Here is a 25630-nt window from a genome sequence, read left to right as displayed (position 1 = left end):
GCGATGCCTCCGCGGCGGCGAGATTGAGGGCATGGCCCGTGCCCACGCGAGCACGCCCCACGACGGCCGGCTCGACGCGCTGCTGCTCGGCGTGCTCTTCGCCCGGGCGCCCTCCGCGCTGCTGGTCTTCGACTCCGAGCTGCGGCTGCTGCGCGCCAACGCCTCCGCGCACCGGCTCCCGGGAGTGCCGCAGGAACCGGCTGAACCGGCTGAACCGGCGGAAGGTGACGGGGAGCGCGGGGAGCAGCGGGAGCGGGCGGCCCCGGCCGCGCGGGACGTGGGCGCGGTCGCGGACGGGGCCGAGCTGGAGGAGCTGCTGCGGCACGTGCTCGCCTCCGGCGAGCCGGTGCACGGCGTGCGGATGGCCGGCGACGGCAACCGGGTGCTGTCGGTCTCCGCGTTCCCGATGGCGGAGGGCGAGGGCGGCGCCCCCGCGGCCGTGCTCGCGCATGTGCGCGACGTCACCGACCGCCGGCGCGCCAGGTCCCGGCTGGAGCTGCTGTACGCCGCGGACGTGCGCCTCGGCGCGCTGCTCGACGTCGGCCGGGTGGCGCAGGAGCTGGCCGCGATCGTCGTGCCCGCGCTGGCCGACGCGGCGGTGGTCGACATCGCCGACGCGGTGTGGCGCGGCGGGCAGTCGGCGCCCGCGGCGGGGGCGGAGGAGCTGGCGCTGCGGCGGGCGGCGGCGGCGCCGCTGGTGTACCGGGAGGAGGACGGCGTCGGCACGCTGGTGCGCTACCCGTACGCCTCCCCGCAGTCAAGCGCGCTGACGGACCTGCGCCCGCGGCTCATCCAGGCCCCGGCACACCCCGGGTCGGCCGACCGCGCCGGCGGGGACCGGCACGCGCCCGTACCGGGCCTTGAGCCCGAACCCGAAGGCGGCCGCGCCGGCGCGCACCCGACGCTGCCCGACGCCGCGGACGACGCGCACTCGCTCATCCTCGTGCCGCTGACGGCCCGCGGCGCGCTCCTCGGCGTCGTCAGCCTCTACCGCTCGGAGCGCCCCGTCCCCTTCGACGACACGGACCTGCGGCTGGCCACCGAGGTCGCCGAGCTGGCCGCGGTGAGCCTCGACAACGCCCGCCGCCATGCCCGTACCCACACCACCGCCTCCGCCCTGCAGCGCAGTCTGCTGCCCGCGCAACTGCCGGAGAACAGTGCGATCGAGACGGGCCTGGCGTACGTGCCGGGCAGCTTCCCCGGCACCAGCGGCGCGGCGGGCGACTGGTTCGACGTCATCGGTCTTTCCGGCGCCCGCGTCGCGCTGGTGGTGGGCGACGTGAGAGGGACCGGGCTGCACGCCGCGGCGACGATGGGCCGGCTGCGCGCGGCGATCGGCACCATGGCCGGTCTCGACCTGCCGCCCGAGGAGCTGCTGACCCATCTGGACGCGCTGGTGTACCGGCTCATGCAGGAGCCGCCCGACCCGTTCGCCGACCCGCAGCGCAGCCGGCCCTCGCCCGCGGCGACCTGTGTCTACGCCGTCCACGACCCCATCGCCATGCGGGTGACCCTGGCGCTGGCCGGGCATCCGCCGCCGGTCGTCGTCCGGCGCGGCGGCGGCACGGAGCTCGTCGAGGCGGCGAGGGGGCCGGCGCTCGGCGGCGGCTCCGGCGTGTTCGAGAGCACCGAACTCGACCTGCCCGAGGGCAGCCTGCTCGCGCTCTACACCAACGGCCTGCTGCGTGAGCGGCCCGGTGACGCCCTGGACCGGCTGCGCAGCACGCTCGCCGACCCGGCGCGCCCGGTGCAGGACCTGTGCGACGCCGCCGCACGCGACCTGCTGCCGGCCCGCCCGAGCGACGACGCGGTGCTGCTGGCGGCCCGGCTGCGGACGCTGCCGCCGGAGTCGGTGGTCTCCGTACGGCTGCCGGTGGACCACTCCGCCCTCGCCGACGCCCGCGACCTGGTGCGCCGGCGGCTCACCGGCTGGGGGCTGCGGGAGCTGACGCTGCCCACCGAACTGATCGTCAGCGAACTGCTCGCCAACGCGATCCGGCACGCCCCCGGCCCCATCGGGCTCAAGCTCATCCGCCAGTCGGTGCTGACCTGCGAGGTCTCCGACGCCAGCCGTGCGGCGCCGCGTCTGCGGCACGCCACGAGCTACGACGAAGGCGGCCGGGGGCTGTTCCTCGTCGCGCAGTTGGCGCACCGCTGGGGTGTGCGTTACACGCCCGGGGGCAAAGTCGTCTGGACCGAGCAGGAGATCCCGGCCTGACTGAGCCAACTGAGCAGCAGTTCCCGGCCCGTTGACCCTGCGTGTTGTGGCTCACATCACACCTTCTGCATGTCACATTCGGCCGCCTGTTCCGGTCTTTAGGGTGAGTGCACCAGGGAGGCAGGAGCAACCGCATGTCCGTAACCCAGACGGAAAACTCATCGCAGAGTGCGATGGGCACCCGTCCGCCCCGGGCGTCGTCCGGGGAGCGTTTCGCCGACTGGACCGACAGCCGGCTCGGGCTGCACGGCGCCGGACGCCGGTACGCCAGGAAGGTCTTCCCCGACCACTGGTCGTTCCTGCTGGGTGAGATCTGCCTCTACAGCTTCATCGTCGTCCTGCTGACCGGCGTCTACCTGACGCTGTGGTTCGACCCCTCGATGAGCGAGGTCGTCTACGACGGCTCGTACGCGCCGATGAACGGCGTGCGGATGTCCCAGGCGTACGCCTCCACGCTGGACATCTCGTTCGACGTGCGCGGCGGTCTGCTGGTGCGCCAGATACACCACTGGGCCGCGCTGATCTTCATCATCGGCATGTTCGCCCACATGATGCGGCACTTCTTCACCGGCTCGTTCCGCAAGCCGCGTGAGGTCAACTGGCTGTTCGGCTGGATCATGCTCTTCACCGCCCTCTTCGAGGGCCTCCTCGGCTACTCGCTCCCCGACGACCTGCTGTCCGGCACGGGCATGCGCTTCGTGGAGGGCGCCACGCTCTCCACCCCGCTGGTCGGGACGTATCTGTCGTTCTTCCTCTTCGGCGGCGAGTTCCCCGGGCACGACGTCATCCCGCGCTTCTACTCCCTGCACATCCTGGTGCTGCCAGGGCTGATGCTCGCGCTGGTGACGGCGCATCTGATCCTGGTCTTCTACCACAAGCACACGCAGTGGGGCGGCCCCGGCAAGACCGAGAAGAACGTCGTCGGCGCGCCGTTCATGCCCGTGTACGTGGCCAAGGCCGGCGGCTTCTTCTTCCTGGTCTTCGGCGTCATCACCGTCATCGCGGCGATTGCGAGCATCAACCCGATCTGGAACGTCGGCCCGTACCGGCCAGACCAAGTGTCGACGGGCGCACAACCCGACTGGTATCTGGGCTTCGCCGAAGGCATGGTGCGCATCATGCCCGGCTGGGAGATCAACGCCTGGGGCCACACCCTCGCACTCGGGGTGTTCATCCCCATCGCCCTCTTCCCGCTCATGATGGTCGTCATCGGCGCGTATCCGTTCATCGAAGCGTGGATCACGGGCGACAAACGCGAGCACCACCTGCTGCAGCGCCCGCGCAATGTGCCCGTGCGCACGGCCCTCGGCACCTCCTGGCTGTCGCTGTACGGCGTGTTCCTGATCGGCGGCGGCAACGACATCTTCGCCACGCACTTCAACGTCGCGGTCAACCACGTCACCTGGGCCCTGCGGGTCGGCGTCTTCGTGGTACCGGTGCTCACCTTCATCCTGACCAAGCGCATCTGCCTGGCGCTGCAGCGGAGCGACCGCGACAAGGTGCTGCACGGCCGCGAGACCGGCATGATCAAGCGGCTGCCGCACGGCGAGTACATCGAGGTGCACAAGCCGCTGTCGCAGGCGGAGCTGCACAAGCTCACCTCGCACGAGCAGCCGCAGCCCTACCAACTGCCCCCGGCGACCGACGACAACGGCGTCCGCCGGCCCCCCGTGAGCCCCGCCAACCGGCTGCGCGCCATCCTGTCGCACAGGATGTTCGGCCCGCACACACAGATCCCGAAGCCGACCATCGAGGAGTACCAGGCGGCACAGGACCACGAGCACGCGGAGCTGCCGGCCGGCGGCGGATCCCACGAGCTGGAGTCCACGGACGAAAGCCCGGGAGGCCCCACGTCCGGATGAGGTTCGGCCCCCCGACGGACCTCATCCGAGACTGAGGAAGGCCCCCGACCGGGTGGGGCGCGGACCCCCGACCGCGCCCCACCCGACTTTTTTGGTTAGGCTACCCTAAGTTCTTTCGAGCGAGGGGTGGCGACGGCGTTGAACATCGAGGTGTACCGCGACCCCTGGGGCATCCCCCACATCCGGGCCGCCGACCCCCGCGCACTCGCCTACGCCCAGGGGCACAACGCCGCCTTCGACCGCGCCTGGCAACTGGAGGTCGAGCGGCACCGCGCCGCCGGTGCCTCCGCCGCGTTCCTGGGCGAGGCGGCCAGTGGCTGGGACGTCTTCGCCCGCCGCGTCCGGCTGGACGACACCGCGCGCCGCTGCTTCCGGCACCTGGCCGAGGAGGACCCCGAGACCGCCGGCTGGGTGTCGTCGTACGTCGACGGGGTCAACGCCGGACTCGGCGAAGGCGCCGCGCGCGCCCCGGAGTTCGCGGCCACAGGACTGGCCCCCGGCCGCTGGTCGCCGTGGACGCCGCTGGCCGTCTGGCTGTCCACCCACATCCTCTTCGCCGGCTTCCCGGCCAAGCTGTGGCGGCAGATGACCGCCGAGCGGCTGGGCGCGCAGGCGGTGGAGCTGTTCGCCACCGACGGACCGGGCACCGCGGGCAGCAACGGCTGGCTGGTCGCCGGCGAGCGGACCGCCGGCGGCGGCGCGCTGATCGCCGGCGACCCGCACCGGTTCATCGAGAACCCCGGGGTCTACCAGCAGCTCCACCTGGCCTGCCCGGAGTACGACGTCGTCGGCTTCGCCGTCCCGGGCGTCCCCGGGCTGCCGCACTTCGGCCACACCGGCGGCGTCGCCTGGGCCATCACCAACGCCATGGCCGACTACCAGGACCTCTACCGCGAACGGCTGCGCCGCCGCGCTGGGCGCGTCGAGGCGCTGGGCCCCGACGGCTGGCGGCCGGCCGCCGCGCACACCGAGACCGTCGAGGTGGCGGGCGCGGAACCGGCCGTCGTGGAGGTGGTCGAGACCGGCCGCGGCCCGGTGCTCGCCGAGGTGCCGGGGAGCGCGGCGGACGGCGAGTGGGAGGCGCTGAGCCTGCGGTATCCGCCGCGGGTGTACGGGGACCTCGGCTTCCCTGCGCTGCCCGCGCTGCTCGCCGCGCGCCGCGTCGCCGACGTGGACGCGGCGCTCGACCGCTGGGCGGAGCCGGTCAACGTGGTGCTCGCCGCCGACACCGAGGGCGGGCTGCTGTACCGCGTCGCCGGGACGGTACCGGTACGCGGCGAGGCCAACCTGCGCGGCGTCGTACCGGCGTGGGAGTCCGCGTACGAATGGCGCGGGCGGCACGCACCCATGCCGTCCGTGCCCGTGACCGGGGGCATCGCCGTGATGGCCAACGAGCCCGGTCCGGCCGCCCCGTTCGGCGCCGAGTTCGCCCCGCCGTACCGCGCGGAGCGCATCCGCGACCTGCTGGCCGGCGGCGGGCCCTGGCGCGCCGGGGACATGGCCGCCGTCCACACCGACACCCTCGCCGCCGGGGCCCGCCCGCTGCTGGATCTGCTCGCCGGGCTCGGCGGACTCGGCCCCGCCGCCGCTGAGTTGCGCGACCGGCTGCTGCGCTGGGATCTGCGGATGGACGCCGGCAGCGCCGACGCGCTGGCGTACGCGCGGCTGCGCTCCGCCGTCGTCCGCGCCCTGGCCGCCCACCCGGCGCTGGCGCCGCTGGCCGACCCGCCCGCCTACCCCGTTGTGCTGCTGCCCTGGCTGGACCTGCACACGAGGGTCGCGTACGCCCTGAACACCCTGCTCACCACCGACCGGCTGCCGGAGATCGACCGCCCCGCGCTGGTGCGGGCCGCCGCCGAGGAGACCGCCGCGCGGCTCGCCGCGGCGGCCCCGGGCGAGCCCGCGACCTGGGGGGAGGCGCACCGACTGGCCCCCTGGCAGGCGCTGCCCGGCGAGCCGGGCGACACCGGCGGCCCCGGCGGCGAGCCGTGGCCGGGCCTGGCCGGCGACCACGACTGCGTGCTGGCCACCGCCGCCGTCCCCGGCGTCACCGACTTGGTCGCCCGCGGCCCCGCCGCCCGCTACGTCTGGGACGTCACCCGCCGCAAGGAGAGCCGCTGGGTGGTCCCCTTCGGCGCCTGCGGCGTCCCCGGCGCCCCGCACCACCGCGACCAGCTCGGCCCGTGGCAGCGCGGCGAGCTCATTCCCGTACACACCGACTGGCAGGCCCTGAAGGAGTCCCATGGCGACCGCTGAGACCGCCCCCCGCGACCGGACGCCGCGCTACGAGCACAAGGCCGGCGGCTTCGGCACGGCCCGTGTCGTGCCCGTCGTCCCGGATGCGGACGCCGCTCTGCTGCACGGCTGGGTCACCGCGGAGCGCGCCCGCTTCTGGGGCATGGCCGGGCTGACGCGCGCGCAGGTCCGCGACGTCTACGCGCACATGGACACGCTCCCCACCCACCACGCCTTTCTGCTGCTGCGCGACGGCGCGCCGGTCGCGCTGCTGCAGACGTACGACCCGGCCGCCGACCGGGTCTCGGAGTGCTACCCGGCCGAGCCCGGCGACCTCGGCGTCCACGTGCTCATCGGCCCGGCCGCCGGCGGGGCCGAGGCCGGTTTCACGGCCGCGCTGATGCGGGTGATCAGCGGCTTCGCCGCGGCACAGGGTGCCCGGCGCCTGGTCGCCGAGCCGGACGCGGACAACGGGCCCGCGATCGACCGGCTGCGCCGCGAGGGCTTCGCCGTGGGCCCGGAGGTCACGCTGCCGGAGGTGGACCTGCCGGAGGTGTATCTGCCGGCGAAGCAAGCCCGGCTGGCCTTCCGCCCGGTGGCCGGCTGACTTCAGCCGTCACTCCCGCGGCGGCAGACTGCTGCGGTACGGGGGCATGAAGCGCATCCGCGGCATCTGGTCGGCGAGCACGCCGCCGTCCACGACGATCCTGGCGCCGGTGAGGTACGCGCCGGCGTCCGAGGCGAGCAGCAGCAGCGCGCCCACGCACTCCTCGGGCCGGGCGTAGCGGCCGAGCGGGATCCGTTCGCGGTAGGCGGCCTCGAACCCCTCGCGCTCCAGCGGGAACTCGCCGTCGATGGGCGTGTCGACCATGCCGGGCGCCAGCGTGTTGGCGGTGATGCCGTGATGCGCCAGCTCCACCGCCAGGGTTTCGGTGAGCAGTTGGGCGGCGGCCTTGGCCGCGTTGTAGTGAGCCAGCCCTGCCTCGGCGACGAGTGCGTTCTTCGAGGTGACGGTGATGATCCGGCCGGGCACCCCGTCGGCGGCCATGTGCTCGGCGACCCGCTGGGAGAGGAAGAACACGGCGTCCGCGTTCACCCGCATGACGCGCGACCAGCTCTCCACGGTGATCTCGTTGAAGCGCTCCAGGGCGGCGGTGCCCGCGTTGTTGACCAGGATGTGCAGCGGCCCGGCCGCCTGGCGGATCCGGTCGGCGAGCCCGGCCAGCTCGCCGGTGCGCGCCAGGTCCTGGCCGTACGTCCAGACCCGCCGGCCGCGGGCCCGTACCGCCGCCGCCGTGTCGTCGAGACCGGGGGCGTCCGGCAGGTCGACGAGGACGAGGTCGGCGCCCGCCTCGGCGAGCCCGGCGGCGAGGGCGCGGCCGAGGCCGCGGGCGGCGCCGGTGACGACGGCCGTACGCCCGGTGAGGCCGAACCGGCCGGCGGCCCCCTCCCCCGCGCCCGGGTGCCGGTCGCCCGCGCCGGTCACGACAGCCCCAGCAGGTCGAGGGCCGGCCGGTGGATCAGCTTCTCCACCTCGTCGGCGTCCAGCGGCTCCAGCCCGGGGATCCCCGGGATCCGGGCGATCCTGCGGAGCCCGGCGACCGAGGCGTCGACCGTGGTGAAGGGGTAGTCGCTGCCGAACAGCAGCTTGTGCCAGACCCCGTAGTCCTGCGCCAGGCGCAGGCTGTGCCAGAGCTGGAACGGCCGGTAGTGCAGGGCGCTGACGTCCGCGTAGACGTGCGGGTGCTTGCGGATGACAGCCAGGCACTCGCCCTCGAAGCGGTGGCCGAGGTGGGCCAGGACCATGCGCAGCCCGGGGTGGCGGATGGCGACGGCGTCCAGGTGCCGGGGCATCGCATACTCCAGCGGGGCGGCCGAGACGAACGTCGTGCCGGTGTGCACCAGCAGCGGCAGGCCGTGGCGCTCGGCGTAGCCGAAGAGGTCGTCGTACGCCATGTCGGCGGGGTCGAAGCCGGCGTACATCGGCATCAGTTTGATGCCGGCCAGGCCCAGCTCCTGGTGGCCGTGGCGCAGTTCGTCCTGCCAGCCGGGCTGGGTGGGGTCGAGGGAGAGGTAGCCGGTGAGCCGGTCGGGGTGGGCCGCGGTGTACGCGGCCACCGCGGCGTCGTCGACCCACAGGCCGCTGCGCCGGGCCTTGCCGCCGACGACGATGGTGCGGGTGCCGGCGGGGGCGGAGGCGGCGTAGTCCTCCCAGCGCACCGTGAGGTCCACCTCGCCGGCGTGGGCGCGGGCGGCCTCGGCGCGGAAGGCGCCGTCGAAGTCCGCGCCGGGCCGGAAGAGGTGCGAGTGGACGTCGGTGATCATGCGGTTGTGCTCCTGTCCCGCTTCTCCCAGCCGTCCTTGAACATGTTCCAGAAGCGGTCGGTGGGCGGATGTTCGGCGAAGACCTCGTCGGCGAGTTCGACGCCGAAACCGGGTGCCGTGGGCAGGCCGATACGGCCGTCGGCGATGGGCAGCGTGCCGCGCAGGGCGTCGAAGACGTAGGGCTCCAGCAGCCCGTCGAAGGTCTCCAGCACCTTGAGGTTGGGGATGCCGAGCGCCGCGTGTACGGAGACGGTGGTGCACAGCGGCGAGTTGGAGTTGTGCGGGGCGACGAGCATGCCGTGCGCGTCGGCGATGGCGGCGATCTTGCGCACCTCGGTGAGGCCGCCGGCCATGGACAGGTCGGGCTGGACGATGTCGACGGCGTGGGTGGCGAACAACGGCTTGTACTCGTAGCGGTCGTGGAAGTGCTCGCCGCCGGCGAGGGGGAACGACGCGCGCTGGCGCAGCTCGGCGTAGCGCTCGAGGTGCGTCCAGGGCAGCGGCTCCTCCAGCCAGCCGATGCCGAACGGCTCCAGCTCGTGCAGCAGCCGCACCGCGGTGGGCATGGCGAAGCGGGCGTGGCCCTCGACGTACAGCTCGACGTCCGGGCCGATCGCCTCGCGCACCGCGGCGACGAGGCGGATGCTGCGGCGCAGTTCGGCGGGGCTCAGGTCGTGCAGCCCGGAGCCGAAGGGGTCGAACTTCAGCGCGCCGTAGCCCTTGGCGGCGGTCGCGCGGGCCTTGGCGGCGAACACGTCGGGGTCGCGCTCGCCGTCGTACCAGCCGTTGGCGTAGACGGGGACGCTCTCGCGGCAGGCACCGCCGGTGAGCCGGTAGGCGGGCACGCCGAGCGCCTTGCCCATGAGGTCGTAGAGCGCCTGGTCGAGGCCGGACAGGACGATGCCGCCGACGTCGCCGCCGCGCAGGAAGTCGCCCTGGTGCAGCCGCAGCCAGATCTCCTCGACGTCGAAGGGGTCGGCGCCCAGCAGATGGCGGCGGGACATCGCCTCGGCGAGCGCGCAGACCTCGCGGCCGCGGTACGGGTGGGTGATCTCGCCGACGCCCGACAGACCTTCGTCGGTGTGGACGCGGACGTAGCCGAAATCGCGCCAGGCGGTGCCGAGCATCAGGGTCTCGACCCGGCTGATCCGGCCGGCCGGGCCGGTGGGCCGGGAGGTGTCGACGGTGAGCATCAGCGGCCCGCTCCGTCCGGCTCCCCCGCCGGGGCGGCGGCGGTGGCGGCACCGCCCATGGTGGAGGCGTGCTCCAGGTCGCGGGCGCCGCCGTCGGCGAGCGCGGTCTTCCGGTCGGTGTTCTTCCTGCCCGTCGTCACCTCGCTGGTGCTGGCCGCCACCGTGTTCGTGTGGATCTTCTCCACCGGCGGCCCCTGGTCGACGGCGATGGGCTGGATCGGGCTGCCTGAGGAGTCGTGGCTCTCCCACGACACGCTGGTGGTGCCCGCGCTGGCGCTGGTGGGCATCTGGTCGCGGCTCGGCTACGGGATGCTCATCCTGCTGGCCCGGATGCAGGACATCCCGCGGGAGCTGGAGGAGGCCGCGCTCACGGACGGGGCCGGGGCGTGGCAGCGGTTCCGGCACATCGTGCTGCCGCAGTTGCGGCCGGCGCTGCTCTTCCTCGCGGTGATCGAGACGACGGCCTCGTTCCAGGTCTTCGACGCGGTCTACACGATGACCGGCGGCGGCCCCGCCAACTCCAGCTACACGCTGGTCTTCCAGCGACCGTCTTCCCCTTCTACGCGATGGTCGTGCTGTCGCTGAAGCCCGCCGCGGCGGTGGAGTTCCCCGGCAGCCTGGTGCCGTGGCCGCTGGGCGGCGAGGCGTACCAGAGCGTCATGGACTCCCAGGACGTGCCGCGCTGGCTCTTCAACACCCTGCTGTACTCGCTGGCGTCGGTGGTGGGCGTGCTGCTGCTGTCGTCGCTCGCGGGCCACGCCTTCGCCAAGAAGCGCTTCCCCGGGCGGGAGGCGATGTTCTGGTCGTTCCTGTCGATGGTGATGGTCCCGTACCACGTCACGATGATCCCGACGTTCGCGATGATCGCGAAGCTCGGCGGCGTGGACACGTACTGGGGCCTGATCGTGCCGACGCTCGCCAACGCCCAGGCGGTGTTCCTCATGCGGCAGTTCATCCAGGGGCTGCCGGACGAGCTGTTCGAGGCCGCGCGCCTGGACGGCTGCAGCGAGCTGCAGATCTTCGGCCGCATCGTGCTGCCGCTGCTCAAACCCATCCTGGCCACGCTCGGCGTCTTCGTCTTCCTGTGGCACTGGAACGACTTCCTGTGGCCGCTGGTCATCGGCCAGTCCACGGACATGCGCACGCTCACCGTCGGCATCGCGTCCCTGCAGCAGCAGAACGTGCCGCTGAACGTCGTGCTGTCCGGCTCCGTCATCGCGTTCGTGCCCATCTTCGCCGCCTACCTGGTGGGCCAGCGCTACTTCACCGAGGGCGTCACGGCGTCCGGGATCAAGGGGTGAGAACCGATCGTGTTCGCTGACGAGAAGGCGCTCGAAGAGCGCCTGGCCACCCCCTCGGCGGAGCTCGCCGAGGACATGGCCCGGCTGGAGGGCGACCTGCTGGTGCTCGGCGCCGGCGGCAAGATGGGGCCGAGCCTGTGCCGGCTGGCGCGGCGCGCGCTGGACGCCGCGGGCCGTACGGACGTGGCGGTGCACGCGGTGTCCCGCTGGTCGGATCCGGCCGCGGCCGAGCGGCTGGAGGCCGCGGGGGTACGCACCGTGGCCTGCGACCTGATGGACCCGGACGCCTCGCTGGCCGCGCTGCCGGACGCGGGGAACGTCGTGTTCATGGTCGGCGCCAAGTTCGGCTCCGCCGGGGCGCCTTCGCACGCCTGGGCGGTGAACGCCGGGCTGCCGGAGCGGGTCGCCCGCCGCTGGGCCGGCGCGCGCGTCGCGGCGTTCTCCACCGGCAACGTCTATCCGCTGGTGTCCGTGGGCACCGGCGGCTCGGCCGAGTCTGACCCGGTGGGGCCGGTCGGCGAGTACGCCATGTCGTGCCTGGGCCGCGAACGGCTCTTCGCCCACGCGGCGCTCACCCACGGCACGAAGGTGGCGCTGCTGCGCCTCAACTACGCCGTCGACCTGCGCTACGGCGTCCTCGCCGACATCGCCCAGCGGGTGCAGGCGGGCGAGCCCGTGGACGTCACCACCGGGCACGTCAACGTCGTCTGGCAGGGGTACGCCAACGAAGTCGCCCTGCGCGCGCTGCTGCACGCCCGCGACGGGGAGCCGCTCACCCTCAACGTCACCGGCCCCGAGACCGCGGCGGTGCGCCGGCTGGCGCACTGGTTCGGTGCCGAGTTCGCCGCCGAGCCCGTCTTCGAGGGAACCGAGGCGCCCACGGCACTGCTCTCCGACGCGACGGCCTGCCACGCTCTCTTCGGCTACCCGGACGTGCCGCTGCGCACCCTCGTCGGCTGGCAGGCCGACTGGCTGCGCCGCGGGCTCCCGCTGTCCGGCAAGCCCACCAAGTTCCAGGTACGCGACGGAAGGTTCTGAGCCGCCCCATGCCCACCGACCGCCCCACCCCGCTGGACGTCCTCGCCGAGGGCGCCGTCATCCCCGCCCACCCCCTCGCCCTGACCGCGGACCGGCGCCTGGACGAGCGCCGCCAGCGCGCCCTGACCCGCTACTACCTCGACGCCGGCGCCGGCGGCATCGCCGTCGCGGTGCACACCACCCAGTTCGCCATCCGCGAGCCGCAGGTCGGCCTGCTGCGGCCGGTGCTCGAACTCGCCGCGGAGACCGCGGCGGAGAGCACCGCCGCCTCCGGCCGGCCGGCGGTGAAGATCGCCGGCGCCTGCGGCTACACCGCGCAGGCCGTCGCCGAGGCCGAGCTGGCCGCGTCCCTCGGCTACGACGCCGTGCTGCTCAGCCCCGCCGTCCCGGGCGCCAACGAGGAAGGGCTGCTGGAGCGGGCCCGCGCCGTCGGCGAGGTGCTGCCGGTCATCGGCTTCTATCTGCAGGAGGCGGTCGGCGGGCGGTACCTGTCCCCGTCGTTCTGGGCGGCGCTCGCCGACCAGCCCTCGACGGCCGCCATCAAGACCGCGCCGTTCGACCGCTACCGCACGGCGGACGTCGTCCGCGCGGTCGCCGCCGCCGACCGCGGCCCCGAGGTCGCCCTCTACACCGGCAACGACGACGACATCGTCGGCGACCTGCTCACCCCGTACGACACGGCCGCGGGCCGGCGCTGGTTCGCGGGCGGGCTGCTCGGGCAGTGGGCGGTGTGGACCCGGCCGGCGGCCGGGCTGCTGGCGGACGTGCGGCGCGCCCGCGCCGGTGACCACGAGGCGCTGCTGCGGTGCCTGGCGCGCAGGCCGCAGTTGACGGACGCCAACAGCGCGGTCTTCGACGTACGGGGCGGGTTCCGCGGCTGCATCGCCGGGGTACACGAGGTGCTGCGGCGGCAGGGGCTGCTGGAGGGCACCTGGTGCCTCGACGCCGACGAGGTGCTCTCCCCCGGGCAGGCCGACGAGCTGACCCGGGTGTCCGCCGCGTACCCGTGGCTGACCGACGACGACTTCGTGAAGGAGCACCTGGATGACTGGCTCCGCTGACCGCGGCGCCGGGCGGGACCGGGTGGTGGTGTGCGTACCGCCCGGGCTGCGCGCCCAGTTCTTCACCGCCGAGGTGTGGCAGCGGCTCGCGGACGCGGCCGAGCTGACCGTGCTCGACGAGCACCGCGACCGGGCGGCGCTGGCCGCCGCCCTGCCCGGGGCCCGGGCGCTGGTCACCGCGTGGGGCGCGCCGCAGTTGGACGCCGGGCTCCTCGCGGTGGCCGACCGCCTCGAACTCCTCGCGCACACCGGCTCCGCCGTCGCCCCGTACGTCACCGAGGACGCCTTCGCCCGCGGCGTACGGGTCACGCAGGCCGGCGACGCGATGGCCCGGCCGGTCGCCGAGGTCGCGCTGGCCTTCACCCTCGCGCTGCTGCACCGCATCCACCGCTTCGACCACGCGATGCGCCGCGGCGCCGACTGGGAGAGCGCGGGGCAGGCGCCGCCGCGGCACGAGCTGGGCGCGAGCACGGTGGGTGTCATCGGGGCCTCCCGCACGGGCCGCGCGTATATCGAGATGGTGCGCGCGCTGGGCGCCCGGGTGGCGGTCACCGACCCGTACCTGTCGGAGGCGGACGCGGCGCGTCTGGGCGTACGGGTCCTGCCGCTGGACGGACTGCTGCGCAGCAGCCGGGTCGTGGCGGTGCACGCCCCGGCCACGGAGGCGACCCGCCGCATGCTCGGCGCCGGGCAGTTGGCGCTGCTGGGCGACGGGGCGGGGCTGGTGAACACCGCGCGCTCCTGACTGGTGGACGAGGACGCGCTGCTGGCGGAGGTGCGCACGGGCCGCATCGACGCGGCACTCGACGTCTTCGACGCCGAGCCGCTGCCCGCGGGCCACCCGTTCCGGCAGTTGCCCAACGTGATGCTGACGCCGCACCAGGCGGCCGGCACGGTGGAGTGCCGCGAGCGGCTGGGCGCGTCCGCGGTCGGCGAGGTGCTGCGGCTGCTGGCGGGCGAGGAGCCGCTGTACCCGGTGGACGCCACGGCGCTGAACCGTCTGTTCTGATCCGCTCGACCGGCGGGAGCCCCGTAACCGGCTGGCCGGGCCACGGCCGGGGATGACAGGATCCGGCCATGAAACCGCAGGTGATCCCCGCGGAGCCGGACCTGCCCTGGCTCGGCCCGCCCCTCGACACCCGTCCGCTGTTCGTCCCCGCGCAACGCGCGCTGATGGGCACGCTGCACGCCCTGCGGCCGGACGACTGGCAGCGCGAGGCGGTGCCCGGCTGGACGGTGCACGACGTGGCCGCGCACCTGCTCGGTGACTTCTACGGCCGCCTCGCGCGCGAGCGCGACGGCCACACCGGCGGCCCGGCGCCCGCGCCCGGCGAGCCGCTGGCGGCGTTCATCCACCGCATCAACCAGGAGTGGGTCGACGCCCACGCCCGCGTCAGCCCCGCGTCGCTGACCGGCGCGCTCGACGTTGCCGGCGCCGGGATCGCCGCCCACTTCGCGGCCGACGCGCTGCGCGGTCCCTCGCTGGGGGTGTCGTGGGCGGGCGCCGAGCCGGCGCCGCGCTGGCTCGACGTGGCGCGGGACTTCACCGAGTTCTGGACGCACCGGCAGCAGATCCGGCACGCCGCCGGGCAGCCCACCGACCCCGCGGCCGGCCCGCTGGCCGCGGTGCTGGACACCTTCATGCGGGCCCTGCCGCACACCCTGCGCGAGGCCGCCGCACCGCCCGGGACCCGGGTCCGGATGGAGGTGACCGGCCCGGCCGGCGGCGCCTGGACGGCGACGGCCACCGGGGCCACCGGGGCCACCGGGGACACCGGAGAGGGCGGCACCCGCTGGTCGCTGGCCGCGCCGCCCGGGGAGGGCGAGCCGGACGCGCTGGTGCGGCTGGACGCGGAGACCGCCTGGCGGCTGTGTGTACGGGGCGTGGAGCCGGCGGCGGCCCTCGCCCGCGCCGAGGTCACCGGCGACCGGGCCCTCGCCGAGACCGCCTGCCGCATCGTGTCGATCATCCGCTGACCGACACCGCAGGGGGCGTCACACCGGGTCATGAAAAAGGACCCCTCGCCCGTTTTCTCATCTGATGTTCATCTGACTCCCAGCCGTTTCCGCATCCCGGTCCCCTAGCCTCCGGCAGCGTGTCGAGAAAACTCCCCTCGCTGCGGTCCGCGGCGGTGAGCGCCGCCACGCTGGCCGTGCTCGCCGCCACCGCGTCGTCCTCCGCCCCCGCCGCGGGGGACGCCGCAGAGATGACGGGCGCCTCCCGCACGCTCTACGTCCACTACGCACCGGCCACCGCCGAGGACCCGGCCCCCTCCCCGGACGCCTCGCACTCCCCGGACCCGTCGGACTCCCCGGACTCGTCGGACTCGTCGGACTCAGCCGACGAATCCGTGACGAAGGCGCTGAAGGCGCTGCCGGAGGCGCCGGGGGCGTACGAGATCGCCCTGACGGATCTCGACTCCGGCGCCACGGCCGCGTACGCCTCGGGCAAGGGCACGTTCGACACCGCGAGCATCGTCAAGGTCGACATCCTCGCCGCCCTGCTGCTCCAGGCCCAGGACGAGGGCACGACACTGAGCGCCGCGCAGAAGGAACAGGCCGCGGCGATGATACGCAGCAGCGACAACGACGCCACCGACGCACTGTGGTCGGACATCGGCGGCGGCAGCGGGCTCGCCGAGGCCAACCGCCGCCTCGGCCTGGACGGGACCGAGCCGGGCGACGGCGGCTCCTGGGGGCTGACGCAGACCACCGCCGCCGACCAGGTAGCGCTCCTCGAAGCGGTGTACGGCGACGGCGACTCGCCGCTCAGCCGCGACTCGCGCCACTACGTCGGGAAGCTGATGGCCACGGTGGTCGACGAGCAGCGCTGGGGGGTGTCCGCGGCGGCGGACGACGACGGCGCGGCGGCGCTGAAGAACGGCTGGCTGCCGCGCTCGGCGACCGGGCTGTGGGACATCAACAGCATCGGCCGCGTCGAGCACGGCGGCCACACGCTCCTCGTCGCCGTCCTCTCCGACGGCCACCCCTCCTACGAGGCGGGGATCGACGCCGTGGAGAAGGTGACGACGACGGCGGCGAACGCGCTGCGTGACTGACCGGCCGCCGCACGCGTCCACATGCTGGCGAGCGGGGCCCGGCTCGGCCCGTATGCCCGACTTACCGGGGGACGTGCACCTGCGCTTGCGGATGAAAGTGCATCTGTACTTGCATCGAGAGGTCTATATCACTCACCATTGAACGAACAGCGCGTTCCAAGCTGACATCATTGATCGGGGACTTGGCATGGCGGCAGCCTTCGGGGAGCGGGCCGAGGCATCAGCGTTCGCTTCCTGTGCCCTCGATGCGCATCCGCGTTCAATAGGCGAAGCCCGCCGCACGGTCCGCGCCACACTGCGTGACTGGGATCTCGACGAGCTGTCCGACAGCGTCGAGTGCGTCGTCTCCGAGCTGGTGACCAACGCCGTACGCCACGGCGTGCCCGGCCGCCCGCCGCTGCCCGCCGCCGAGCCGCAGCCGGTCACGCTCACCCTCATACGCCGCGGCGGCGAGGTCGTCTGCGCGGTCTTCGACCCGGGCGAGGGCGTGCCGGCGCCGTGCGAGGCCGACGAGGCCGCCGAGTCCGGACGCGGCCTGCAGATAGTGGCGACACTCAGCGACGCGTGGGGCTGGAGTGCCCCGGGGCCCCTCGGCAAGGCCGTGTGGTCCCGGTTCACCGCGCCCGCCGGGACCGGCGGCCCGGCGGACGTGGACACCGACGGGGACGGCGACCGGGACTGCGAGTGGCAGTCCTTCGCCCGCTGCCTGGCTCTGCTGGAGTCCCTTGTGCCCGGGCGCGCCGTCCCCGCCCCGGCCGTCGCCTGACCCGTCCCGGCACCCGGCCCCAGCCCTCAGCCCCGGCCCCAGCCCTCGCGGAACCTCCCGCCCTCTCCGCGCGTTCCCCCGCAGTGGCGCACGCCCACTTCAGGAGGCGAGGATGGCGGAACTGCGGCTCGGGCCGCTGCTGCGGTACGCCGACGGCACCCGCGCCACGGTCTGGGTCAAGACCGGCGGCCCGTGCGAGGCCGAGGTCCGCTGCGCGGACGGCGCCGGCGGCAGCGCCCGCACCTGGCAGGTGGGCGGCCACCACTACGCGCTGATCCCCGTGACCGGTCTGACGCCGGGCGCCCCCACCCCGTACCGCGTACTCCTCGACGGCCGCGAGGTCTGGCCGCTGCCCGGCGCCCCCGCGAGCACCATCCGCACCCCCCGCCCCGGCGACGCGCTGCACGTGGCCTTCGGCTCCTGCCGCTGGGCCGCCAAGCCCGGCGGTGGCCACGACCCCGTGGGACCCGACGCCCTCGACACCCTCTCCCGCCGGCTGGAGACCGACCCGGACGCCGAACGCCCCGACGTCCTGCTCCTCCTCGGCGACCAGGTCTACGCGGACGAGACGTCCGCCGAGACCCGCGCATGGCTGGCCGGCCGCCGCGGCCCCGGCGTGCCGCCGGGCGACCAGATAGCGGACTTCGAGGAGTACACCCACCTGTACGACGAGTCCTGGCTCGACCCCGAGGTGCGCCGGCTGCTGGCCTCCGTACCCTCCTGCATGATCTTCGACGACCACGACGTCATCGACGACTGGAACACCTCCGCCTCCTGGCTGGAGTCGATGCGCGCCGAGCCCTGGTGGCGCGAGCGGATCCTCGGCGGGCTGATGTCGTACTGGGTCTACCAGCACCTCGGCAACCTCTCCCCCGACGAACTGGCGGCCGACCCGCTCTACGCGGCCGTCCGCGAGGCCGGCGACGGCACGCTGCTGCTGCGGGAGTTCGCCGAGCGCGCGGACGCCGACCCGGCCGCCGTCCGCTGGAGCTACCGCCGCGACCTCGGGCGCACCCGGCTGCTGATGGTCGACTCGCGGGCCGCGCGGGTGCTGGAGGAGAAGAGCCGCGCGCTGGTCGACCCGGACGAGATGGACTGGGTGCGCCGGCAGGCGCTGGACGATCCGGGTGGCTGCGACCACCTGCTGATCGGGACGTCGCTGCCGTGGCTGCTGCCGCCCGCGGTACACGACGCCGAGGGGTGGAACGCCGCGCTGTGCGCCGGCGAGCGCGGTGCGCGCTGGGCACGGCTGGGCGAGAAGCTGCGCCGGAGCGCGGACCTGGAGCACTGGGCGGCGTTCCCGCAGTCCTTCGCCGGACTGGCGGACCTCATCGCGGAAGCCGGCCGCGGCGAGCAGGCGCCGGCGTCGGTGCTGGTGCTCTCCGGCGACGTCCACCACGCCTACATCGCCGAGCCGCAGTGGCCGCAGGCGGCGCAGGCAGCACAGCCGGCGGGTCCGGGGCCGGAGGGTCCGCGGCCGGTGGTCGCGCAGCTCACCTGCTCGCCGATGCACAACAGCGTCCCCGCCCCGATCAGGGCCGGCTTCCGCTTCGGCTGGAGCCGCGCCGGCCGGCTCGTCGGCCGCCTCCTCGCCCGGCACGGCCGGCTCGCCGCCCCGCCGATCGGCTGGCGCAAGACCGGCGGGCCGTGGTTCGGCAACCAGTTGATGACGCTCACCCTGGGCGGCCGTGACACCGCCCGGCTGCGGCTGGAGCAGGCCCGCGAGGAGGACGGCGGCGGCGCCCGGCTCGTCCGGGCGGACGAGCGGGAGCTGCTGCAACAGCCGTCGCAGGGCCGGCAGTAGGCCGGTTCGCGCCGCGTTCGGGACCGGGCTGCGCAAGACGTTCCCAGCCCGGGTGAACTTCGCTATCTTTCGTGGCCCGTCATCCAACTGTGCACGCCTACCGCATCCTTGTCACCGAAATACGGAACAAAACACCATGTCACGTGCGATATCGCTGGACGGGGTCACCAAGGTCTACGAGCGCGGCATCCGGGCGGTCGACCGCTTCTCACTCGACATTGAGCCGGGCGAGTTCGTCGTCCTGCTCGGCCCCTCCGGCTGCGGCAAGTCCACCGTGCTGCGCATGATCGCCGGGCTGGAGTCCGTCACCGAGGGGCAGTTGCTGCTCGACGGCGAGGACGCCGCGGAACTGGCGCCGGGGCAGCGGGGCATGGCGATGGTGTTCCAGAACTTCGCCCTCTACCCGCGGATGACCAACCGCGACAACATCGGCTTCCCGCTCAAGCTGGAGGCGCGCGGCGACGTCGGCCCGCGCGTGGACGCCACCGCCCGGCTGCTGGGCATCGAGGACCTGCTCGACCGCTATCCCGCGCAGCTCTCCGGCGGCGAGCGGCAGCGCGTCGCGATCGGCCGGGCGATCTCCCGGGAGCCCACCGCGTTCCTCATGGACGAGCCGCTGTCCAACATCGACGCCAAGCTGCGCAACCACCTGCGCGCCGAAGTCGCCCGGCTCAACCGCGAGCTGGCCGTCACCACGGTCTACGTCACGCACGACCAGGCCGAGGCGATGTCGCTCGGCGACCGGATCGCCGTGATGCGCGACGGCGTGCTGCAGCAGGTGGGTTCGCCGCGCGAGGCGTACGCGCTGCCGAAGAACGTCTTCGTCGCCGCGTTCATCGGCACCCCGCGGATCAACCTCCTCGAAGCCGTCGTGCACGCCCCGCTGCCCGGCCGGATGACCATCGACCTCGGCCGGCAGAGCCTGATGATGCCCGACCCCCTCTCCCCCGACCACCAGATGCTCCGCATCCAGCAGGGCCGGCCGGTGATCGCCGGGCTGCGCTCGGAAGCGGTGCGCATCGCCCGGCCGTCGCTGGCGCGCGCCGGCGAGTGCGCGATGAGCGGCATCGTCGAGCACGTGGAGTACCTGGGCCACGAGGCACTGCTGCATCTGGACACCGGCTCGCGCACGGCCCGCGTACCGGCGCTGGAGGGACCCCGTACGGACACCGCGCCAGGCGGCCACCGCAAGAACAAGGAGGGCACCGTCCTGGGGCGGCTGCGCGACCGGGCAGTGGCCCACCTGCACGGCACCGGCCGGCGCGACCCGGACGACCAGGGGTCGGTGGGGGGCCTGGAGTCGCCACCGATGCCGGCCGCGCCGCCGCCGAGCGCCGAGCGCGCCGCGATCGCCGGCGGCGACCTCGTCATCCGGACCGGACCCGACGTCCAGGTCCGGCCCGGCACTCATGTGCCGCTGCTGATCGACCTGGCGCACCTGTACGTCTTCGACCGGCAGGGCCGCCGCATCTGCCCCGCGCCCGCACACCAGCCCAGGCTGGACGAGTGACGCCGCCGCGGCCAGCCGGAGCACGGGCCGCGCGGCGACCGCCCTCCGGCCACTCGGGTGACCATGGGACAGACCACCCAATTGCCGCTTTTCTTGGGTAAATCTGACTGCCAGGCTGGCAAACGACCTCTGACGGCTCGTCGCCCCCTGGAGATTTCCGTGATTCTGTCGATCTCAGGCGTTGTCCTCCTGGGAGTCATCGTCTTCCTGTTCTTCCGCAAGGACGGACTGAAGCCGTCCCATGCCATCATCTGCGCCCTCTTCGGGTTCTACTTGGCGGGCACCGCGATCGCACCCAGCATCAAGGCCGGCGGGCAGAGCCTCGCCAGCCTGCTGGGCGGCATCAAGCTCTAGGACGCCCGGCCGGCGTCCCGTACCCCTCTAGGACTCGGAGCCCGACGCATGCGACGACCGTCCGCCCGGATACACAGCCGCGGCAGGCCGCCGGCCGGTGCCGCGGACGTGCTGCGGCCGGTGGTGGTCCTGACCCGCGGGGCCGGCCGGCTCGCGGTCGCCGCGCGGCGGCGCTGGAGCGCGACCCCGCCGGAGCGGCGGGGGCCGACGGCGTTCCTGGCCGGCGCCTGCCTGCTGCTGGTGTACCTGATGCCGTACGGTCCGCTGGCCGCCGGCGGGGCGCTGCTGGCCGCGGCGGTGTGGGCCGGCCGCGACCGGGCCGGGCCGCGGCCGGCACCGGACCCGGACGCGGCGGCCCGGCGGCAGGAGCGGCTCACCGCGCTGTACGAGGCGCTGGTGCCGTACTTCTCCTCCCCCGACGACCCCCACCCCCGCTACGCCCACGGGGGCGACCCCGAGCAGGTCTTCGCCGACGCGGAGTTCGACGGCGACGGCCGGCTGACCGGCCTGCGGCTGCACTACCCGCCGTACTTCCGCGACGGCGAGCCGGAGGCCCGGGCGCGTATCGAGCAACTGCTGTACGCCAAGTGCGGGCGCGGGCGGGAGTACCTCTTCACCTGGCACGAGGACGACAACCGCCTCGACCTCGCCGTCCTCGGCCCGCTGCCCACAGACATCGGGGCGCAGCGGTACGTCACGGCGCAGGGCGAGTCGGTGCTCGGCTTCACCGACGCCGAGGACGTGCGGCGGACCCTGCCGGTGCGCACGGACAGCGGCGGCCGGGACGAGCCTCCGGTGCTGTGGCGCACCGGCCCGCGCTCCACGGAGCCGCACCTGCTCGCCCTCGGCCATCCCGGTACGGGCACGACGACGCTGCTGCGGTCGCTGGCCGTGCAGGCGCTGCCGCACGGCGAGGTGCTGGTGGTCGACGGCGGCTCCGCGGGCGGGTTCGGCTTCCTGGCCGGGCGGCCGGGGGTGCTGGCGGTGGAGTCCACGGTGGCCGGCGCCCTGGCGCTGCTGCGCTGGGCGGCACAGGAGACGGAGCGGCGGCTGCTGCGCCCGGCCGCCGCCGGGGACGGGGCGGCGGGCCCGCGACCGCTGTGGATCATCGTGGACCGGCCGGCGGCGCTGAGCCATCTGGCCGCCGCGGGCGGGCGGGAGGACCCGCAGGGGCTGCTGGAGGTCCCGCTGCGGCACGGCCGGGCGGCGAACGTCACCGTGGTGGTGGCGGACCAGTTCGACTGCGCCGCCTCGCTGGGGGCGGCGGTACGGGACCACACCCGCGCCCGCGTCGTGCTGGGCCCCGCCTCGGCGGCGCAGGTCGCCTCCGTGCTCGGCGCCCCGCCGCACACCACGCCGGTGTACGACGTCCCGCCGGGGCGCGGCTACGTACGCCTCGGCCAGGGCCCGGTGCACCGGCTGCAGGTGCCCGCGACGCCGGACCCGCACCACCGCGAGACGCCGGAGGCGCTGGGGCAGGCGGTGCTTGAACTGCTGCCGAAGCCGCCGGCGGACGGGGCCGCGGCGGACACCGCCGCGGCACAGGCCGGCTGACGGCACTCCCCCGGCCGTCCGGCTCTTCAGCCGCTCAGCCGTTCACGACCGCCGTCCGGACGGCCCGCGGCCACCGCCGAGTCAGGCGCGTCAGGCCCGTCAGGCGCGTCAGGCACGTCAGGCACGTCAGGCCCGTCAGGCGATGAAAGCCCCCGCGGGCTCCGCCGCCACGGTCCCGCCGCCCTCGGCCACGGCGCGGGCCGCCGCCGCGAGCCGGCCGACCGCCTCCTCGGCGACGGCCCCGGTGACGGTGAACGGCAGCCGCACGTACCCCTCGAAGGCCCCGCCGACGCCGAAGCGGGGGCCCGACGGGATCCGTACCCCCACCCGCTCGCCCGCCTCGGCGATCCGCGAGCCGGACAGCCCGCCCGTACGCACCCACAGCGTCAGCCCGCCGCGCGGCACGGCGTACTCCCAGTCGGGCAGGTGCCGCCGCAGGGCGGCCACGATCGCGTCGCGGTTGGCGCGGGCCTGGGAGCGGCGCAGGCCGGTGGCCGCGGCCCAGCCGCCGCCCTCCAGCAGCCAGGTGGTGGCCAGTTGCTCGACCACGGGCGAGCCGAGGTCGGCGTAGGCGCGGGCGGAGACGAGGCTGCGGATCACCTCGGGGGCGGCCCGCACCCAGCCGATGCGCAGGCCCGCCCAGAACGCCTTGCTGGCCGAGCCGACGGTGACCACGGTGGAGCCCGCCGGGTCGTACGAGGCAACGGGGCGCGGGCGCTCGCCGGTGTCGTCCAGGCGCAGTTCGCTCATCGTCTCGTCGGCGACGACGACGGTGCCGGCGCGCCGGGCCGCGTCGACGAGCGCGCGGCGCTGGTCGTCGTCGGCCAGGGCGCCGGTGGGGTTGTGGTAGTCGGGGATGACGTACGCCATCCGCGGCGCGGCGTCGCGCAGGGTCTGCCGCCAGGTCCCGACGTCCCAGCCGGTCAGCCCCTCGCCCATGGCCACGGGGACGAGCCTGGCGCCGTCCTCGCGCATGAGCTGCAGGATGTTGGCGTAGCTGGGCGAGTCCACGGCGATCCGCTCACCGCGGCCGGCGAACAGCCGGCACAGCGCGATCATCGCGCCCATGGCCCCGGTCGTGATCATGATCTGCTCGGGCATGGTCGGCACCCCGCGGGCCGCGTACCGCTCGGCGATGGCCGCGCGCAGGCCGGGCAGCCCCGCGGGGTAGTCGCCGTGGGTGTGGGCGTAGAGCGGGAGTTGCTCCAGGGCGCCGTGCATGGCGCGGGTGAGCCAGGGCTCGGGGGCCGGCAGCGCGGCGCAGCCGAGGTCGATCATCGAGCCGGTGGCGTCCGGCGGCAGCGGCTCCAGGCCGCGGGTGGGCAGCGGGTGCCCGGCCGGTACGGAGGTCCAGCTTCCGGCGCCGCGGCGGGACTCGAGGAAGCCGGCCGCCCGCAGATGCTCGTATGCCGCGGCGATGGTGGTGCGGCTGACGCCGAGGGCGGCGGCCAGCTCGCGCTCGGCGGGCAGCCGGGTGGCCACCGGTATGCGGCCTTCGAGCACCAGCAGGCGCACCCCGTCGGCCAGTGAGCGGTACGCGGGCACGCGGCGGCCCGTCCGGCCCGAGGCCACGGCGCCCGCGCTCTCCTGCGACCGCAGCAGCCGGGCGAGCTGAACCGCGCCGACGGCCGATGTCCATTCCGCCATAGAACTCAGGCCACCTTTCCCCGATTGGCCATATCACCCACACAACTCCAGTCCACATAGTGGCACGCAGCCATCCACCAGAACCAGAGGGGAGCCAGTCTTGTCACGCTGGAGGGGATCTCGCGCGTCCCGCAGGCTCGCGCACCTGTACGTCGGCCTGACCCTGTACGGACTGAGCTGCGCACTGATGGTGCGCGCCGGAGTCGGGCTGGACCCGTGGGACACCTTCCACCAGGGGCTCGGCAAGCAGACCGGGTGGTCGATGGGGGTCGCGACGATCGTCGTCGGCGCGGCGGTGCTGCTGCTGTGGATCCCGATCCGGCAGCGCCCGGGGCTCGGCACCGTCTCCAACGTGGTGGTGATCGGCGTCGCCATGGACGCCTCGCTCGCGGTGCTGCCCGACGTGCACGGCCTGGCCCTGCAGATCCCGCAGATGCTCGCCGGCGTCGCACTCAACGGCGTGGCCACCGGCCTGTACATCTCCGCCCGCTACGGCCCCGGCCCCCGCGACGGGCTGATGACAGGGCTGCACCGGCGCACCGGCCTGTCCGTCCGGCTGGTCCGCACCCTGATCGAGGTCACCGTGCTGGCCTCCGGCTGGGTGCTCGGCGGGGCGGTCGGCGCCGGCACGGTCGTCTACGCCCTGGCGATAGGCCCGCTGGCCCAGTACTTCATGCGCGTCTTCGCGATCCCCGAGCCGGAGCCGGCCCGGCCGGAGCCCGCCGGCGGGGCGGAGCGGGACGCGACACCCGCGAGGTGAATTATGTGCCGCCTGGCGCGGAGCGGTAGTGTACGCCTCCGGCTCGGCAGACGGACCGTTACAGCATGCAGTGAGATGAAATCAGTCGGTGACATCTCCGTCACACGTGACAAAGCGGACGCCTGTGGGTAGAAGCAATGGGGCGGCACGACGGGCGACGCATGTCCCGGAACGGGAATCTTCATCGCCGACCGGACGTTGACCGGATGACGACGACAGCGACACCTGTCCTGTGGGCGACAAGCCCGGGAGGCAACGATTCATGAGTGAGCGAGCTCTTCGCGGCACGCGACTCGTGGTGACCAGCTACGAGACGGACCGCGGCATCGACCTGGCCCCGCGCCAGGCGGTGGAGTACGCATGCCAGAACGGCCATCGGTTCGAGATGCCGTTCTCGGTCGAGGCAGAGATCCCGCCGGAGTGGGAGTGCAAGACGTGCGGCGCGCAGGCGCTGCTCGTCGACGGCGAGGGACCGGAGGAGAAAAAGGTCAAGCCCGCCCGGACGCACTGGGACATGCTCATGGAGCGGCGCACCCGCGACGAGCTCGAAGAGGTCCTGGCCGAGCGGCTCGCGGTGCTGCGGTCCGGCGCGATGAACATCGCCGTGCATCCGCGCGACAGCCGCAAGTCGGCCTGAGACGCCACCGCTTTCGGAGTACGGCATCGGGAAGGGCCCGTCCCGCAGGGCAGATTCTCGGGGTCCTCGCAACACCTGATGGCTTACGTGGTCGTCAGTAGATCACGCAGGCGCTCGGCTGGTGTTCTCCAGCCGAGCGTTTTGCGTGGTCGGCCGTTGAGTTGCTGGGCGACGTGTTCGAGGTCTTCTGGGCTGTGGACGGACAGGTCGGTGCCTTTGGGGAAGTACTGCCGCAGCAGGCCGTTGGTGTTCTCATTCGATCCGCGCTGCCAGGGCGAGTGCGGGTCACAGAAGTAGACCGGTACT

22 protein-coding genes and 2 pseudogenes are annotated in these 25630 nt (G+C 74.1%); 18 read left to right on the top strand and 6 right to left on the bottom strand.

Annotated features, from left to right (window positions below):
* Positions 1 to 31 precede the first annotated feature (31 nt).
* From B124_RS31830 to B124_RS31815, 4 genes are all read left to right on the top strand, one after another.
* Complete coding sequence (locus tag B124_RS31830) at positions 32 to 2218, top strand: SpoIIE family protein phosphatase (RefSeq protein WP_496506478.1); 2187 nt, start codon at positions 32 to 34, stop codon at positions 2216 to 2218.
* Between the two features lie 134 nt (positions 2219 to 2352).
* Positions 2353 to 4080, top strand: coding sequence for a cytochrome bc1 complex cytochrome b subunit (gene qcrB / locus B124_RS31825; protein ID WP_496506477.1), 1728 nt, complete (start codon positions 2353 to 2355; stop codon positions 4078 to 4080).
* Between the two features lie 138 nt (positions 4081 to 4218).
* On the top strand, positions 4219 to 6336 hold the full coding sequence (locus B124_RS31820; RefSeq protein ID WP_496506494.1) for a penicillin acylase family protein: 2118 nt from the start codon (positions 4219 to 4221) through the stop codon (positions 6334 to 6336).
* The gene (locus B124_RS31815; protein ID WP_496506476.1) at positions 6323 to 6922 is read left to right on the top strand and encodes a GNAT family N-acetyltransferase; all 600 of its coding nucleotides are present in this window, start codon (positions 6323 to 6325) and stop codon (positions 6920 to 6922) included. Before B124_RS31820 ends, B124_RS31815 begins: the two co-directional genes overlap by 14 nt.
* Positions 6923 to 6931: 9 nt before the next feature.
* On the opposite strand, the gene B124_RS31810 is transcribed toward B124_RS31815, so the two are convergent.
* Genes B124_RS31810 through B124_RS31795 form a run of 4 tightly spaced genes read right to left on the bottom strand, consistent with a single transcriptional unit; the run spans position 6932 to position 9973 of the window.
* Positions 6932 to 7801 (bottom strand): SDR family NAD(P)-dependent oxidoreductase, encoded by an 870-nt coding sequence (locus tag B124_RS31810; RefSeq protein WP_496506475.1) that lies wholly within the window; start codon positions 7799 to 7801, stop codon positions 6932 to 6934.
* Positions 7798 to 8640, bottom strand: coding sequence for an amidohydrolase family protein (locus tag B124_RS31805; RefSeq protein ID WP_496506474.1), 843 nt, complete (start codon positions 8638 to 8640; stop codon positions 7798 to 7800). Before B124_RS31805 ends, B124_RS31810 begins: the two co-directional genes overlap by 4 nt.
* Positions 8637 to 9833 carry a mandelate racemase/muconate lactonizing enzyme family protein gene (locus B124_RS31800; protein WP_496506473.1) on the bottom strand — a complete coding sequence of 399 codons (1197 nt, stop codon included), beginning with the start codon at positions 9831 to 9833 and terminating at the stop codon, positions 8637 to 8639. The genes B124_RS31805 and B124_RS31800 overlap by 4 nt, the downstream gene beginning before the upstream one ends.
* Entirely contained in the window at positions 9833 to 9973 is a 141-nt protein-coding gene (locus B124_RS31795; RefSeq protein WP_496506472.1) for a hypothetical protein, read from the bottom strand. Before B124_RS31795 ends, B124_RS31800 begins: the two co-directional genes overlap by 1 nt.
* On the opposite strand from B124_RS31795, the pseudogene B124_RS31790 reads away from it, so the two are divergent.
* From B124_RS31790 to B124_RS31735, 12 genes and pseudogenes are all read left to right on the top strand, one after another.
* Positions 9951 to 10286 (top strand): annotated as a pseudogene (locus B124_RS31790) (carbohydrate ABC transporter permease); the annotation flags it as partial. The gene B124_RS31795 and the pseudogene B124_RS31790 overlap by 23 nt on opposite strands.
* Positions 10220 to 11134 (top strand): carbohydrate ABC transporter permease, encoded by a 915-nt coding sequence (locus tag B124_RS31785; protein ID WP_496506471.1) that lies wholly within the window; start codon positions 10220 to 10222, stop codon positions 11132 to 11134. The pseudogene B124_RS31790 and the gene B124_RS31785, both read left to right, overlap by 67 nt.
* 9 nt (positions 11135 to 11143) lie before the next feature.
* Positions 11144 to 12172 (top strand): NAD-dependent epimerase/dehydratase family protein, encoded by a 1029-nt coding sequence (locus tag B124_RS31780; protein WP_496506470.1) that lies wholly within the window; start codon positions 11144 to 11146, stop codon positions 12170 to 12172.
* A gap of 8 nt (positions 12173 to 12180) precedes the next feature.
* Positions 12181 to 13233 (top strand): dihydrodipicolinate synthase family protein, encoded by a 1053-nt coding sequence (locus tag B124_RS31775; RefSeq protein WP_496506469.1) that lies wholly within the window; start codon positions 12181 to 12183, stop codon positions 13231 to 13233.
* A pseudogene (locus B124_RS31770) lies at positions 13217 to 14242 on the top strand (hydroxyacid dehydrogenase). The gene B124_RS31775 and the pseudogene B124_RS31770 overlap by 17 nt, the downstream one beginning before the upstream one ends.
* 68 nt (positions 14243 to 14310) lie before the next feature.
* A complete protein-coding gene (locus B124_RS31765) occupies positions 14311 to 15210 on the top strand; it encodes a maleylpyruvate isomerase family mycothiol-dependent enzyme (protein WP_496506468.1) in 900 nt (299 codons plus the stop codon).
* A gap of 119 nt (positions 15211 to 15329) precedes the next feature.
* Entirely contained in the window at positions 15330 to 16292 is a 963-nt protein-coding gene (locus tag B124_RS31760) for a serine hydrolase (protein ID WP_496506467.1), read from the top strand.
* Positions 16293 to 16479: 187 nt separating this feature from the next.
* Positions 16480 to 17058 carry an ATP-binding protein gene (locus B124_RS31755; RefSeq protein WP_496506466.1) on the top strand — a complete coding sequence of 193 codons (579 nt, stop codon included), beginning with the start codon at positions 16480 to 16482 and terminating at the stop codon, positions 17056 to 17058.
* Between the two features lie 112 nt (positions 17059 to 17170).
* Entirely contained in the window at positions 17171 to 18862 is a 1692-nt protein-coding gene (locus tag B124_RS31750) for an alkaline phosphatase D family protein (protein ID WP_496506465.1), read from the top strand.
* 136 nt (positions 18863 to 18998) lie between these two features.
* A complete protein-coding gene (locus B124_RS31745; protein WP_496506464.1) occupies positions 18999 to 20372 on the top strand; it encodes an ABC transporter ATP-binding protein in 1374 nt (457 codons plus the stop codon).
* Between the two features lie 159 nt (positions 20373 to 20531).
* Positions 20532 to 20726 carry a hypothetical protein gene (locus tag B124_RS31740; RefSeq protein WP_326800026.1) on the top strand — a complete coding sequence of 65 codons (195 nt, stop codon included), beginning with the start codon at positions 20532 to 20534 and terminating at the stop codon, positions 20724 to 20726.
* A 48-nt stretch (positions 20727 to 20774) separates the two neighbouring features.
* A complete protein-coding gene (locus B124_RS31735) occupies positions 20775 to 22280 on the top strand; it encodes a hypothetical protein (protein WP_496506463.1) in 1506 nt (501 codons plus the stop codon).
* A gap of 135 nt (positions 22281 to 22415) precedes the next feature.
* Here the strand turns inward: B124_RS31735 and B124_RS31730 are convergent, their stop codons facing one another.
* On the bottom strand, positions 22416 to 23927 hold the full coding sequence (locus B124_RS31730) for an SCO1417 family PLP biosynthesis transcription factor (protein WP_496506462.1): 1512 nt from the start codon (positions 23925 to 23927) through the stop codon (positions 22416 to 22418).
* 100 nt (positions 23928 to 24027) lie between these two features.
* Between B124_RS31730 and yczE the strand changes: the two genes are divergently transcribed.
* Together yczE and B124_RS31720 are read left to right on the top strand one after the other, a co-directional pair.
* On the top strand, positions 24028 to 24687 hold the full coding sequence (gene yczE, locus B124_RS31725; protein WP_496506461.1) for a membrane protein YczE: 660 nt from the start codon (positions 24028 to 24030) through the stop codon (positions 24685 to 24687).
* A 262-nt stretch (positions 24688 to 24949) separates the two neighbouring features.
* Positions 24950 to 25324 carry an RNA polymerase-binding protein RbpA gene (locus B124_RS31720; protein WP_026276152.1) on the top strand — a complete coding sequence of 125 codons (375 nt, stop codon included), beginning with the start codon at positions 24950 to 24952 and terminating at the stop codon, positions 25322 to 25324.
* An 83-nt stretch (positions 25325 to 25407) separates the two neighbouring features.
* On the opposite strand, the gene B124_RS31715 is transcribed toward B124_RS31720, so the two are convergent.
* A partial coding sequence (locus tag B124_RS31715) for an IS30 family transposase (protein WP_496506460.1) occupies positions 25408 to 25630 on the bottom strand: 223 nt, incomplete at its 5' end.

This window comes from Streptomyces sp. CNP082 (assembly GCF_059570535.1).
The sequence above is the reverse complement of the archived record's forward strand: the minus strand, read 5'-3'. Positions and strand labels throughout refer to the sequence as shown.

What these genes read in the sequence shown, in the direction of transcription:
- B124_RS31800 (WP_496506473.1), bottom strand. Translation starts at nt 9,833, where the DNA reads ATGCTCACCGTCGACACCTCCCGGCCCACCGGCCCGGCCGGCCGGATC.
- B124_RS31775 (WP_496506469.1), top strand. Translation starts at nt 12,181, where the DNA reads ATGCCCACCGACCGCCCCACCCCGCTGGACGTCCTCGCCGAGGGCGCC.
- B124_RS31805 (WP_496506474.1), bottom strand. Translation starts at nt 8,640, where the DNA reads ATGATCACCGACGTCCACTCGCACCTCTTCCGGCCCGGCGCGGACTTC.
- B124_RS31730 (WP_496506462.1), bottom strand. Translation starts at nt 23,927, where the DNA reads ATGGCGGAATGGACATCGGCCGTCGGCGCGGTTCAGCTCGCCCGGCTG.
- B124_RS31830 (WP_496506478.1), top strand. Translation starts at nt 32, where the DNA reads ATGGCCCGTGCCCACGCGAGCACGCCCCACGACGGCCGGCTCGACGCG.
- B124_RS31735 (WP_496506463.1), top strand. Translation starts at nt 20,775, where the DNA reads ATGCGACGACCGTCCGCCCGGATACACAGCCGCGGCAGGCCGCCGGCC.
- B124_RS31815 (WP_496506476.1), top strand. Translation starts at nt 6,323, where the DNA reads ATGGCGACCGCTGAGACCGCCCCCCGCGACCGGACGCCGCGCTACGAG.
- B124_RS31765 (WP_496506468.1), top strand. Translation starts at nt 14,311, where the DNA reads ATGAAACCGCAGGTGATCCCCGCGGAGCCGGACCTGCCCTGGCTCGGC.
- B124_RS31750 (WP_496506465.1), top strand. Translation starts at nt 17,171, where the DNA reads ATGGCGGAACTGCGGCTCGGGCCGCTGCTGCGGTACGCCGACGGCACC.
- B124_RS31755 (WP_496506466.1), top strand. Translation starts at nt 16,480, where the DNA reads ATGGCGGCAGCCTTCGGGGAGCGGGCCGAGGCATCAGCGTTCGCTTCC.
- B124_RS31720 (WP_026276152.1), top strand. Translation starts at nt 24,950, where the DNA reads ATGAGTGAGCGAGCTCTTCGCGGCACGCGACTCGTGGTGACCAGCTAC.
- B124_RS31745 (WP_496506464.1), top strand. Translation starts at nt 18,999, where the DNA reads ATGTCACGTGCGATATCGCTGGACGGGGTCACCAAGGTCTACGAGCGC.
- qcrB (WP_496506477.1), top strand. Translation starts at nt 2,353, where the DNA reads ATGTCCGTAACCCAGACGGAAAACTCATCGCAGAGTGCGATGGGCACC.